Source organism: Mesorhizobium sp. B2-7-3 (assembly GCF_006440715.1).
GTDB classification, from domain to species: Bacteria; Pseudomonadota; Alphaproteobacteria; order Rhizobiales; family Rhizobiaceae; genus Mesorhizobium; species Mesorhizobium australicum.
Window position 1 is genome coordinate 482,636 of the sequence record NZ_VFTY01000002.1, and the last position, 12,903, is coordinate 495,538.

Annotated in this window: 13 protein-coding genes; 7 read left to right on the forward strand and 6 right to left on the reverse strand. The window is 56.4% G+C overall.

Going from position 1 to position 12,903, the window contains the following annotated elements:
* Positions 1–41: 41 nt before the first annotated feature.
* The 5 genes from FJW04_RS06320 to FJW04_RS06340 form a co-directional block, all read right to left on the reverse strand.
* Positions 42–572, reverse strand: coding sequence for a cupin domain-containing protein (locus FJW04_RS06320; RefSeq protein ID WP_140713036.1), 531 nt, complete (start codon positions 570–572; stop codon positions 42–44).
* Positions 573–672: 100 nt separating this feature from the next.
* Positions 673–1,767 carry a 3,4-dihydroxy-2-butanone-4-phosphate synthase gene (gene ribB / locus FJW04_RS06325; RefSeq protein WP_140713038.1) on the reverse strand — a complete coding sequence of 365 codons (1,095 nt, stop codon included), beginning with the start codon at positions 1,765–1,767 and terminating at the stop codon, positions 673–675.
* 155 nt (positions 1,768–1,922) lie between these two features.
* Positions 1,923–2,261, reverse strand: coding sequence for a carboxymuconolactone decarboxylase family protein (locus tag FJW04_RS06330; RefSeq protein WP_140713040.1), 339 nt, complete (start codon positions 2,259–2,261; stop codon positions 1,923–1,925).
* Positions 2,262–2,348: 87 nt separating this feature from the next.
* Positions 2,349–2,921: a cysteine dioxygenase gene (locus FJW04_RS06335; protein WP_246673734.1), complete on the reverse strand. Its 573-nt coding sequence runs from the start codon at positions 2,919–2,921 to the stop codon at positions 2,349–2,351.
* Positions 2,918–4,066 carry a CoA transferase gene (locus FJW04_RS06340; protein ID WP_246673737.1) on the reverse strand — a complete coding sequence of 383 codons (1,149 nt, stop codon included), beginning with the start codon at positions 4,064–4,066 and terminating at the stop codon, positions 2,918–2,920. Before FJW04_RS06340 ends, FJW04_RS06335 begins: the two co-directional genes overlap by 4 nt.
* 165 nt (positions 4,067–4,231) lie before the next feature.
* Between FJW04_RS06340 and FJW04_RS06345 the strand changes: the two genes are divergently transcribed.
* A complete protein-coding gene (locus FJW04_RS06345; protein ID WP_140713044.1) occupies positions 4,232–4,990 on the forward strand; it encodes an enoyl-CoA hydratase/isomerase family protein in 759 nt (252 codons plus the stop codon).
* Positions 4,991–5,089: 99 nt separating this feature from the next.
* A complete protein-coding gene (locus FJW04_RS06350; protein ID WP_140713047.1) occupies positions 5,090–5,830 on the forward strand; it encodes an IclR family transcriptional regulator in 741 nt (246 codons plus the stop codon).
* Positions 5,831–6,079: 249 nt separating this feature from the next.
* Here FJW04_RS06350 and FJW04_RS06355 read toward each other — a convergent pair whose 3' ends face one another.
* The gene (locus FJW04_RS06355) at positions 6,080–6,799 is read right to left on the reverse strand and encodes a LysR substrate-binding domain-containing protein (protein ID WP_140713049.1); all 720 of its coding nucleotides are present in this window, start codon (positions 6,797–6,799) and stop codon (positions 6,080–6,082) included.
* On the opposite strand from FJW04_RS06355, the gene FJW04_RS06365 reads away from it, so the two are divergent.
* From FJW04_RS06365 to FJW04_RS06385, 5 genes are all read left to right on the forward strand, one after another.
* Positions 6,782–8,407, forward strand: a complete 1,626-nt coding sequence (locus tag FJW04_RS06365; RefSeq protein ID WP_246673739.1) for an FAD-binding oxidoreductase — start codon at positions 6,782–6,784, stop codon at positions 8,405–8,407. The genes FJW04_RS06355 and FJW04_RS06365 overlap by 18 nt on opposite strands.
* 13 nt (positions 8,408–8,420) lie before the next feature.
* The gene (locus FJW04_RS06370) at positions 8,421–9,302 is read left to right on the forward strand and encodes a dihydrodipicolinate synthase family protein (protein ID WP_140713055.1); all 882 of its coding nucleotides are present in this window, start codon (positions 8,421–8,423) and stop codon (positions 9,300–9,302) included.
* Between the two features lie 324 nt (positions 9,303–9,626).
* Positions 9,627–10,619: a glycine betaine ABC transporter substrate-binding protein gene (locus FJW04_RS06375; RefSeq protein WP_140713057.1), complete on the forward strand. Its 993-nt coding sequence runs from the start codon at positions 9,627–9,629 to the stop codon at positions 10,617–10,619.
* Between the two features lie 202 nt (positions 10,620–10,821).
* On the forward strand, positions 10,822–11,709 hold the full coding sequence (locus FJW04_RS06380) for a proline/glycine betaine ABC transporter permease (RefSeq protein ID WP_140713059.1): 888 nt from the start codon (positions 10,822–10,824) through the stop codon (positions 11,707–11,709).
* Positions 11,702–12,754 (forward strand): betaine/proline/choline family ABC transporter ATP-binding protein, encoded by a 1,053-nt coding sequence (locus FJW04_RS06385; RefSeq protein WP_140713061.1) that lies wholly within the window; start codon positions 11,702–11,704, stop codon positions 12,752–12,754. Before FJW04_RS06380 ends, FJW04_RS06385 begins: the two co-directional genes overlap by 8 nt.
* Positions 12,755–12,903 lie beyond the last annotated feature (149 nt).

Sequence of the window (12,903 nt, forward strand, 5' to 3'; positions counted from 1 at the left end):
ACGGGAGCAGTCCGCCGTATACAAGGCTACCGATACTCGTATCACGGATGCTTATGAATCGGGTCGACCCAGTAAACCTCTTCGGGTTTCTCGACAGGATCGACATCGGTTATGTTGACAACGACGGCTTCGTTGTCGGAACGTACCAGCACGCACTCAAGCACCTGGTCTGGGTCGGCGTTGATCTCCTGATGCGGTACGTAGGGCGGCACGAAGATGAAGTCGCCCGGCTCGGCTTCGGCAACAAATTCAAGCTTGTCGCCCCAGCGCATGCGCGCCTTCCCGCGCAGCACGAAAATGACGCTTTCCAGCGCACCGTGGTGGTGGACGCCGGTCTTGGCGTTGGGCTCGATGGCGACCGTGCCGGCCCAGATTTTTTGAGCGCCAACGCGGGCATGGTTGATTGCAGCCTGGCGGAACATGCCTGGCGTCTGGGCCGTGTTCGAATCGAGCCGATCACCCTTGATCACGCGGACGCCGTCGTGCTTCCAGCGCGGTTCGCCGTGACCGTGGTCAAGTCCATCGTGGTGATCATGATCATGATCATGGTGGTGGTGAGGGCTACCTGACATCCGAGTCTCCTATTTTCGTGACGGACCGATACGCAGGGTGGACCGCCGGGTCAAACCGGAAATGCCGCCACATTCGTTCGGCTGTCGATCGCGCCGCGCTTTAAGTGATCTTTGTGCTAACGATTGCGATGCCAAACCCCTCCAGGCCGACATAGTGGCGCTCGCGCGAGGTAATGAGGTTGATGGAACTGATACCCAGGTCCTTGAGTATCTGAGCTCCCAGCCCGATCTCCCGCCATTCGCTTTCTCGCTGTTGAGCTTGGTCATGCGCCTCGCCGGGCCTAAGGGCCGCCCTTTCGGTATTTCCGACCCCGACGGAGCCCTCGCGAAGATAGACTATGACACCGCGTTTTCGCTTTCCCATCTCACGCGTAATTTCATGGAGCCGCTCAACCGCTCCAAAAACATCATCAAGTACATTCTCCTGATGGAGGCGGACAGGCACGTTCTCGCCATCGCGGATATCGCCGAAGACGACGGCCAAATGATGCATTCTGTCCCACGGAACCGCGTACGTGTGCGCCATTGCCTTGCCACCCAGCGTGTGCACTTCCGACGATGCGATCCGTTCGACCAGCGTCTCCTTGCGCTGGCGATATGCTATCAGGTCCGCGACCGACAACTGTTTTAGACCGTGTTTCTCCGCAAAACGCGCAACCTGCGGGCCACGGGTTACTGTACCGTCGTCATTGACCAGTTCGCAGATAACGCCGATCGGGGGCAGGTTCGCAAGCTTGCACAGATCGACCGCCGCTTCGGTGTGGCCCGAGCGCATGAGAACCCCGCCCTCGCGAGCGACAAGTGGAAAGATATGACCAGGCCTTACAAAATCGGACGGGCCAACATTGTGATTGGCCAGATTCCGAGCAGTCAGCGTTCGATCTTCAGCAGAGATTCCGGTAGTCGTGCCGTGCTTAAAATCAACCGAGACGGTGAACGCAGTTGTGTGCGCTGAGTCGTTCTCCGCAACCATTGCCGTAAGATTGAGGCGTTTGGCTTCCTCGCGCGGCATCGGTGTACAGACGATGCCCGACGTGTGACGTACAATGAACGCCATCTTTTCAGGTGTGCAGTGAACAGCTGCGACGATCAAGTCACCCTCATTTTCACGTCCGTCGTCGTCAGTTACGACAACAATCTCGCCCTTCTCGAAAGCACGAATCGCCTCTACCGTTTTCTTCTGATCGTATGGCATAAAACCTCGGCACGACTTATTGGTGAGTTCAGACCAAAACTCTGGCAAATCATTGCACAGCGCTCTCTCATGAGATTCGCTGCGACTAGGTGGAATCATGACCGGCGCGTTGATGTTCCTCAATCAGGTCGGCCAGCCTTCCAGACCTCTCCTGGTCAAGCCGACATCTGCTCGAATGCGTCGAGCGTTCTGGCCGAGTATACAAGGGCGGCGCCTGCATTGAGGGCGATCGCGATGCCCAAAGCCTCGGCCAGTTCCTCGCGTGTCGCGCCATACTTGATGGCAGCCTCAACGTGGCTGGCGATACAACCATCGCAACGCGTCGTGACTGCGACTGCAAGTGCGATCATTTCGCGTGTCTTGCCGTCCAGATGTGCGGACTTTTCGCCTGAAGTGGCCAGCGCCGCATAGCCTTTCATAACTTCGGGAACCAGGCCGCGCAGGTCTCCGACCCGCTTCACGACGGCACCGCGATATTCTTTCCAGTTGAGCATCAATTCAGTTCTTTCTGTTGCTGTTGATGAATGCGTCGCTGCGCATGCCGCCGCAGCGCGAGGGCATGCGCAGAGATCCTCTCGGATTTACCTGCACCAGATGTTGGGTATCAGCGGGGATGAGTAGCCGCTGACGAAATCCTTACGAGACCCGTCATTGCCAAAGGCGTGACGACTGATGCGGCCAATATTTCCGCCATAGACATGGATGGAGACCGAGGCGCGCTCCTTCATGCCGTTCCGGACCTTATGGATGTCTCCGATCGTCGGCGACACCATGTCGATCGCACCGCTTTCGAGGTGTTCCAATCCGCCCTGGGTGTGAAGTCCGCCATCGCATTCGACATAGCGCTGAGAGATTTCGCAGCCTCGCAGCACACCCAGCAGGCCCCAGACTGTATGGTCGTGAATGGGAGTTTCGTGGCCCGGACCCCAGACGAAACTGACGATTGAAAATCGCTCCAGCGGGTCACAATGAAGCAGGTACTGTGTATACTTCTCCGGATCCGCGCGGGCGAAATCGTCCGGCAGCCAGCAATCGTTTTGCAGGAGGTCCATCATGAGCGGCTGCGCTGCTGAGAGCATACATTCTTCGCGCGCATTCCTGTCAGCCAGTTCGGTGAGCGAGCGCACGAAATCCTTAAAAGGCTGTATGCTCAAGAGGCCAACCTCTCGGGCTTCTTCGCTTTCTGCAGGGCCTCCATAATCTCGGAAGTGTGCTCCCCGAGCGCCGGTGGTCCGCGCCGGATGTGTGGGGATTGGCCGTCCAGGCGAACGGGACAGCCAAACGTATCGGTCGTGTCGCCACCCGGCAAGGTGATCCGCTCGACCCAACCCATTGCGGCCACCTGGGGATCGGCGAGTGCGGCAGCGAAATCGTTTATCGGTGCGCATGGCACGCCGGAGGCGCGGAAGGCGTCCAGCCAGCTTTCGACGGAACGTGCTATGAAGACGTCTCCGAGAAGGGCGCTCAACGCTGTCTGGTTGGCTGCGCGCAGGGAATTCGTGCCGAAGCGGGCGTCGGCGAGAAGCTCGGGCAGCCCGACGACGTCGCATACCGATACCCATAATTTGTCATTGCCTGCCGCCATGACGAAAGATCCGTCCATGGCGCGGAATGCCTGATACGGCGCGTTTCGCGGGTGCGCCGCTCCGAGCTTTCGCGGCGAGACACCCGTGCCGAAATACTCCGATGTCTGGAGAGCAGAGATGCCAAGACTTGATCCGAGGAGAGACACGTCGATGTACCTTCCAAAGCCTTCCTGCTCAGCCTGGCGCAACGCGCTCGCGATAGAAAAAGCGGCGTAGAGCCCGGTCGCGAAATCGCTCACGGGAACACCGCATTTCACGGTGCCGCCGTCGGGTTCTCCGGTGACGCTCATGATGCCGCTGATGGCCTGGATGGTGACGTCGAAACCGCCTTCATTCGAACGTGGCCCGATCTGTCCGAAGCCTGAGATCGAAGCGTAGATGATCGAGGGATTGAGGTGACGGATGTCGTCAAATCCGAGCCCAAGGCGCCCCATGACACCGGGGCGGTTGTTTTCGACAACGACATTGGCTTCGCGGCATAGCTGCAGCGCGATCTCTCTTTGCTCCGGCGCTTTGAGGTTCAGAGCAATCGAGCGCTTATTGCGGTTGAGCGAGGCGAAATTCTCGCTGAAGCCGCTCGTCAACGGAGGCCATTGGCGCATTCCATCGCCGCCCTCGACATTCTCGACCTTCACGACATCTGCGCCGAAGTCGGCCAGAAGCATTGCGCAGAACGGACCGGCGGCCACCTGACAGAATTCGACGACCTTCACGCCTTCAAGGGGAAGCGCTCGCTCCGACATTATCAATTTCCTTGTTCTAATATGTGGACCGGTGTTCTATTATGTGATAGTAATCATTTGGCGGTTGATTGTCCAGCGCACAGCTTTAAGCGCTGCATTGTTTATCGATGAATGGACATTTTAAGAGGATGATCGATGAGCGAAAGACAAGGAATCGTGGTGGTTCGTGACGAGTGCCGCGCGAGCGTCACCCTATCTCGCCCGGAAAAAGGAAACGCGTTGAGTGCGGGCTTGATAGAAGAACTCGATCGCGCGATCAGAACTGCGGTTCAAGGCAACTCGCGACTTTTGGTTATCGACGGCGCCGGAAAGCATTTCTGCACGGGCTTCGATCTGTCGGATATTGAAAGCGAGTCCGACGCCACGCTTCTGCTTCGATTTGTTCGTATCGAGACGCTGCTTCAGATGGTCCATTCCTTGCCCATCGCTAGCATGGCAATTGGACGGGGACGCTGTTATGGCGCCGGCGCAGACCTGTTTGCGGCTTGCGAAACGCGGGTTGCTCTGCGGGGTGCGCAGTTTGCGTTTCCGGGATCGGGTTTCGGTCTGGTTCTGGGGACTGCGCGGCTGGCATCTCTCGTGGGCCGGGACGCGGCGCGCCGTCTCGTTCTATCCGGAAAGCCTATCGGCGCTGAAGAGGCGCTTGGGATCGGATTGGTGACGGCGGTACTGGAAACCGAAGAGCAGATCGGCCAGCTTATCGCCGATGAAGCAGCGAAAGTCGCTCGGGTCGACGAAAGGACGGCGGCAATGCTGCGTTCGCAGATCTCCGTTGCTGATGATGACCGCGCGCTCGCTGCTCTGGTCCGTTCCGCTGCGCGTCCTGGTTTGAAGGAGCGGGTCCGTGGCTATGTAGAACGCGTCGCGAGCGAGCGGCGCGCGGCAACTGCGTAATTGTATTGCAGCGCTTTCGGCTGTATCTGAAGTGAGAAAGATCGTCACCGAGAGCTTCGGAAGCGGCATATGAAGCGCGGATCGGTGAGGGGCCGGTAGATGGACAAGACATTGTTGAAGGGCCTGCGCGCTTTGGAGGTGATTGTCACTTCTGGAGAGGACAGCGGTGTTACGGCATTGGCTCACGAGTTGAGCCTGCCGAAAAGCAACGTGCATCGCATCCTCAAAACCCTCGAGGCTGCAGGATACCTTCGCCGCGACCCGGCCGTAGGCCGCTATGCGCCTTCCCTCAAGCTCTGGGAGCTCGGCCGGCGTGTAATGGACAAGTTCGACATCAAGGCCGGAGCGGAAGCAATTTTGGGGGAACTCGCTGCAAAGACCCGCGAGACGGTTCACCTTTCGGTTCTGCAAGGCCGCGAGGTGCTCTACATCGATAAGATCGACAGTCCGGAGCCGGTTCGTGCTTATACCACGGTCGGCGGAAGGGCGCCTTGCTACGCGGTGGCAACCGGTAAAGCGCTCATCGCCTACCTGCCGGCCGCGGAGATTGAGGCCATTTGCGATGATCTCAAGGCATTCACGCCGAACACACATGCATCGCGCACCGGCCTCCTTGCAGAACTCGAGAAGGTCCGATCTCAGGGTTACGCGATTAACCAGGGAGAATGGCGCGAGTCCGTCTACGGAGTCGCGGCTCCAATACGGATTTTAGGAAAAGTCGAGGCGGCGATAGGTGTCTCCGGGCCGGCGGGCCGGATGAAGTCGCGCACAATGAAAGCGTACGCACAGGAGGTCATGGGTGCGGCGCACCGTATCTCCGAGCGTCTGGACGGGCTGTGAATCTAGGGTTGAAGCAGTCTACATCGGCGGACCAGTACAGCTGTCCGTCAAGGATTATTACTCGCTGCCGCGAGCGGGTTTGTGTCGGCTTCGCACATTTCAAACGTCTTCAAGACCGTCCACGGGATTACGCCGCAACAGCCTAGGGGCAGGAAGGGCGACCGGCCAAGTTAGGCCTGTCCGTCTTGATCGGTTGCGTGGCTTGCTGCAAACTCGGTGATCATCCGCACCCGGAATCGTTTCTGAATTCTAGCGAAGCTCATGCGATTGCTTGAGCAGCCAATTTACCAGCATCTTTGACTCTCTTCGAAGAGCCTTACCCGGTTGCGCCAAAACAAAGAAGCCTTGTTCAGTGGTCACTTCCGCTTGCAAGGGACGGCAGAGTAGGGACTGCTCCAGAAGAAATTTGCACGTCAAAGTCCAGCCAATCGCGATCCCCTCTCCGGCCATCGCCGAGTGCAAGACGAGCTGGTAATCATTGAATATCACCGCCGGCTCAATGGATTTATGGGTCATTCTCAAGGCCGCAAGAAACTCCGGCCAGTTTATCCTTTGCCGGTACGGGTCTTCATAAGAGAGGAGCTTATGATTTGGCAGATCATCAAGCTCCCGCAACGGCGGAGCATTTTCTAAGTATAGCCGAGAGCAAACTGGGAACACAGTCTCCCTGGCCATAAGCCACGCGTTTTTTCGCTCGGTCGCGAGTGGTAAAAGCCGAATAGTCAGATCAATAGAGTCGTCCGGCTCAACATTCCTATCGATCGTTAGTATTTTAAGCTTTATCCCTGGGTGCGCGCTTTGAAACTCATGAAACAGAGGCATCAGCCAATTTGTGGCCATCGACGTCGACGCGGCTATGGTGATGAAGCTCAGTTCCCGCCTCTGAAGTTCGTCGATTGCAGTCTCAATTGTCGCAAAGCTCCCGCTGACCGCCTTGAATAGATGCTGGCCATGGCCAGTGAGGATCACCCCCCGGTTCGCCCGGATGAAGAGCTGTTTGCCGAAAGTTTCCTGATAGAATGGGAAATGCTGGACTGGGTGACGTTGAGTTCTTCTGCTGCCCGGGCAAAATTCAGCGCATTAGCAGCGGCGACAAACGCGAACAGCGACTGGGGCGACGGGATTTTGGTGCGTAGGGTAGACATGACTGAGATTCATGTCACAGCGAGTCTTTCCCGTCTACCAAAATCCCGCAAAGGTGAGATTTTAGCCGATCTTTCTCTCCCATGTAGGTGGACGCGCGCGTTGAAAGTGCCAACAGTACATCCGGAGCTGTCCGTATCAGGCTGGTTCGCCACGATGAGGCAGATAGAGCCGGCCAAGACGTTAGCGGGCGAAGTCTCCTGTGATCATTTGGTTGTCGGGGGCGGTTGGATGGGCCTGCATTGCGCGCGCCGTCTGGCCGAATTGGACCCGGATTCCTCTGTCGTACTCGTCGATGCCGGCAGGATTGGAAATAATGCCGCAGGCAGATGTGCTGGGTTTGCCATCGACCTTGCCCACAATCCCCGAAATCCGCACTTTGCCGAGGACATTACCGGCAACACTGAGGAGTATGACATCAATCAGGATGGCCTGGGATACATAAGGAGTTCGGTCGAAGAGTTGGGCATCGATTGCGATTGGAGCCCTGAGGGCAAGTATCACAGCGCTGCGTCGGAGAACGGAGCAGAAAATCTCCTCATGTTCGCGCAGGCACTCGACAACCTCGGTCAACGCTACTCATGGGTGTCCAAGGAAGAGATCCAGGCCATCACGGGCTCTAGGCACTACATCACGGCATTGTTCGCCCCAGGTACGATCCTGCTTCAGCCCGCGAAATATATGTATTGGGCCGCGCGCAGAATGCCGAGCAATTGTTCGGTGTTTGAGGAGACGCCGGTCACCGAGGTGAATTACGATGCCGGCCGGCCGGACTCGCGTCATACGTGCCTAACCCCGCGCGGCTCTATAAAGGCCAAGAAGATATACCTGTGCAACACCGGGTATATGACGAAATTCGGCTTTTTCGATGGGACGGCGATACCCCTCTACACATTTGCCAGCCTGACCCGCCCGCTAACTGACAGTGAATCAAAGGTTCTGGGAGCCAGGGCGACGTTCGGCGTCATTCCGGCTGACAGCTTTGGGACCACTCTCAGGCGTACGGCCGACAACCGCCTCTTCCTTCGCAATGTCTACAGTTACGCGCGGGATTTTAAGGCTTCGCGCTCCGACCTCGAGCGGGCGAAGCGGACGCATCAGATCGCCTTCGAGCGCCGTTATCCCGAACTGGCTCCGATGGGCTACGAGCACAGCTGGGGCGGCATGATGACCCTCGCCCAAAACAACGGCATGATTTTCGGTGAGCTAGGGAAAAACGTATTCGGCACCGGCTTCTGCAACGGCACCGGTGTCTCTCGCGGAACAGCCTTCGGCAAGGCCTTGGCCGAGTTCTCGCTCGGAAAAAGTTCGCGCACGATCGATATCCTGCGCAAACGGCCGTCTCCAAACAAGGGTTACCCGTCAATAATCACCGAACTCGGTGTTCGGCTGACCACGTCCTATCGGCTAAAAAAAGCCGGCATCGAAGTATAAGAGAAAACGATTTATGGCGAACCTTGCCGGCATCAACTTGGCTCTGCAAACTCCTTTCAACGAGGATGGATCCGTCAACTACGAGGCTTGGGAACAACTCATCGACCAATATATCGACGCTGGGGTGCAAGGGTTGGTTTTGGGTTCTGGTACTGGTCAGCACCCTTACTTGACCGAGAAAGAATGCGACGAGCTTTTTCGCATCGGTATTCGCAAAATAGGCGGCCGCTGCAACGCCGTTTGCCAAAGCTCAGCGCTCAATATCGACGAAGTCATTCGCCGGTCAAAGAGAGCCGAGGAGTTGGGCGCGAACGCGCTAATGGTGCTCCCTCCATATTTGGAGGGGCCGTCCGATAATGACGGTCTGTTCGATTTCTACCGAGATATTGATGGTCAGGTTGGGATCGACATTGTTGGCTACAACATTCCACAAGCAACTGGAATAAGTGTATCGCCCGAGCTCTATCTGCGACTCAACGAGCTCAAGAACTTCAACTATATTAAGGATAGCGCCGGAGACTTAACGACGCATCAACGCTACCTGCAGGTCGGCGGACAGGTTCTTAACGGCTGCGACACCACCACTCCTTTCGCGCTGATGGCGGGCGCAGTCGGCGCGATATGGGGCGGCGCTAACTTCGCTCCCGTTGAGGCAGTCGCAATATACGGTCACATCGCCGAAGGCCGGCATGCGGAGGCACTCACTCTCTGGAAGCGCTTACTTCCGGCCATGCTACACATCTGGACCCATGATTACGTTCCATGTGTTTTAGCTGCCGCGCATCTCCGTGGATTCGGCACTGGCAACGTCAGGAGGCCTTTGCGGCCACTCGACCAGGCAGGAAAGAACGAGATCCGTCTTGCACTCGGTCCGTTGCTGGAGGGCGATAGATGAAGCCATCCGCCGCGTGGTGAGACCATGATCAGGAGATGCTCACTGAAAGACGCCGCGGTCGCCAAGCCGAAGCCAACGGCGCAGAACGCAGCCGCGCCGCGAGTATCGAAAAGATCATTTATAGACAAGATGAACCGCCGCTTGATATCGCGAAAGCGAGGTATTGGATGACTTCGTCATAAACAGAGATCAGAGGCGTCACCAAATCCCGCAACTGGAGATCGGTGATCTTTTGAAATCTTGGCTAGGCGAATTTTCATTTCGCCAGATAACGTGGGTCTGGCGCCTCACATCTACAAGCCACGACAATTGGAGGGTGAATACATGAAACGATTGATATATTCTTCTGCCATCCTGGGAGCTCTGTTGGGCGGGAGTGCTGCGCAGGCCGCTTGCGGTGACATTACGCTGGCCGTCTTTAGTTGGCAGTCCGCTGAAGCTATGTCCAATGTGGACCAATTCATCCTCAACAACGGTTACGGCTGTAATGCCACCACGGTTGCGGGCGACACCGTCCCAACGATTATTGCAATGATCGAAAAAGGCGAACCCGACATCTCGTCGGAATCGACACCTAGCCACCTGGGCAACGCCTATAAAAAGGGCGTTGAAGAAAAGCGTATCAGCGAAATTGGTACGGCAATTAGCGACGGCGTGACTTCGGGTTGGTACATTCCCAAATATCTGGCGGATGCTCACCCCGACATTAAGACGGTTGACGATGCCTTGACACATCCAGATTTGTTTCCTGCGCCAGAAGACCCCTCCAAAGGTGGCATTCTGCAGGGACCTCAGGGCTGGGGCGATACGGTTGTAACGTCGCAGTTGTTCAAGGCGTTCGACGCCGAGAAGAAAGGCTTCGTCCTGGTCCCCGCGGGTTCAGCGGCAGCTCTCGACGGGTCCATCACCAAGGCATACGAGGGCAGAAAGGGCTTTATCGCCTCGTATTGGTCGCCCACGTCCCTATTGGTGAAGTATCCAATGGTACGCCTCGAGGGCCCGCGAGACGACGCCGAGTGGGCGCGCTGTACGTCTGTACAGGATTGCCCTGATCCAAAGCCAAATTATTGGAAACCAGCTGAAATGGTAACTTTGGCCACTAGCAAGTTCACGGCGCGCGATGACGTGGACGCCGTCAAGGAATACATCGCCAAGCGTAGCTGGACACAGGCTGAAGTCAGCGAGGTCATGCTTTGGATGACTGAAAACCAGGCAAACGGCCAAGATGCCGCCAAGTGGTTCATCAAAAACAAGCCCGACATTTGGACGAAATGGGTTCCGGCTGATGTTGCGGAAAAAGTCAAAGCCGCGCTCTAAGGTGTGGTGACGAGTCAAGGTGGTCTCGAACCTATCGAGGCCACCTGTGTCTGATCTGCAATTTGCGCGGCGACCAGACTCACCTTTCCCATCCGGACGTTAAGGCTCGCGGCTGATACTGCACGCTCGCTCGCATCACCGAACATGAAAATGTTGCACACGGTGTCCGCCATCATGAAGAAATCTTATCGGGATACGTGGTATGGATTGGCTCTTTAAATTCCCCCAAGCGAGCCCTGACATTCTTCTCGCCATCAAGCGCTTCATTGATGGCTCGCTGCGCGCGTTTACGCGCTCCTACGGATCGGCGATCGAAGACCTGTTCTCTCCGCTTCTCCATACACTGATCTTCTTCGAGAATCTCATGACGAGTGCCCCTTGGCCGCTCGTGGTACTCGTCTTGGCCGCCATTGGATGGTTTGCGGCCCGCAGTTGGACCGTTGTGGCCGGTACAGTCGGCACGTTGATGGCAATCGGCCTTATTGGCCTGTGGCCCGATACCATGAAGACGATATCGCTGGTGCTTACAACGACCATTTTCTCTATCGCTATCGGAATTCCGCTGGGAATTGTCATGAACCGCTACAAAAAGGTTAGCGGCATCATGCAAACGTTCCTCGACGTCATGCAGACGATGCCGCCGTTCGTCTATCTCATTCCTGTCGTCATGCTGCTAGGAATTGGCCGAGTACCCGGTTTCATCGCCGTCGTAATCTATGCGATCCCACCAATAATACGCCTCACAGATCTCGGAATCCGTCTGGTCGATAAGGAGGTGTTGGAGGCCGCGGATGCTTACGGCTGTTCGAGATGGCAGAAGCTCTTGAAAGTGCAAATGCCACTTGCCATGCCGACGATCATGGCAGGAATCAATCAAACGATCATGATGGCGCTCGCGATGGTTGTCATCGCTTCCATGATCGGTGTTCAGGGGCTTGGTTTGAACGTGCTTCAAGCCATTGCCAATCAGTATTTTACGCAAGGCATCTTAAACGGGTTTGCCATTGTAGGCATAGCGATCATGTTCGATCGCATGAGCCAGGCATACGGTAAGCGTCTGCAAACATATCGGGGCGTCGGACATGAGTAAAAGCGATACCTCAATTGAGATTCGCGATCTCTATAAAATATTTGGAAATAGTCCGAAGCAATTTGTTGAAGCCGTACGCGGAGGACTCTCCAAGTCCGAGCTTTCGAACGCGCACGGGCATATCCTTGGGCTGAACAATATCAACATCTCTATCCCCGCCGGGAAGATACAGGTCATTATGGGGCTGTCGGGCTCCGGCAAGTCGACCCTAATTCGGCACATCAACCGTCTTATTGAGCCGACCTCCGGCTCAATCATCATCAACGGACGCGATGTCCTGAGCATGTCCGAACTGGATTTGCGGGAATTCCGCCGCGACCAAACGGCAATGGTATTCCAAAATTTTGCGTTGCTGCCGCATAGGACCGTCATCGACAACGTGACATTCGGTCTCGAAGTGCGGGGCATCGATAGAGCCAAAAGCCGGGAAACCGGCATGCGGTGGATCGACCGGGTGGGACTCCTGGGATTTGAGACGCGCTACCCGACTGAGTTGTCGGGCGGGATGCGACAGCGAGTGGGCCTTGCACGCGCACTGAGCAATGACGCATCGATTCTCATGATGGACGAAGCCTATTCCGCGCTTGACCCGCTTATCCGTACCGACATGCAGACCATGCTGTTGGAACTGCAGAGCGAACTGAAGAAGACTGTCGTATTCATCACCCACGACCTCGACGAGGCGTTGCGGCTCGGCGACCAGATCGTCATCTTGCGTGACGGATCGATTGTTCAGCAGGGAGACAGCCAATCAATCCTTTTAAGCCCCGCTGACGATTATATTGAAAGGTTTGTTAAGGATGTTAATCGCGGGCGTTTCATAAGGGTCGATACAATCATGGACCCAGTTGGGCTTTCAAACAGCAGTGCGCTACCTCATCTAAAATTCGGCTCCTCACTTGAAGCGGCAGCCAAGGTCCTTACCCATTCATCCAGCGATATGGGCATCGTAACTGGCAACAGTGATCAGCCTCTCGGCACAGTCTCGTTGCGACAGATCACGGCTGCTCTATCATCGGCGACGGCAGAGAGAACTCCCAAATGACGTGACTGCACATACGTCAGGTTTATTTTGGCACTCCCTGACAAATGACGCCGGATTGATGACTGAGCAGTAACAATGCGAGTTGTCATCGTGAGCGCGAGCGGCGTCATCGGTAAGGCGTTAGTCAAAGAACTCGGTGCCCGACACGA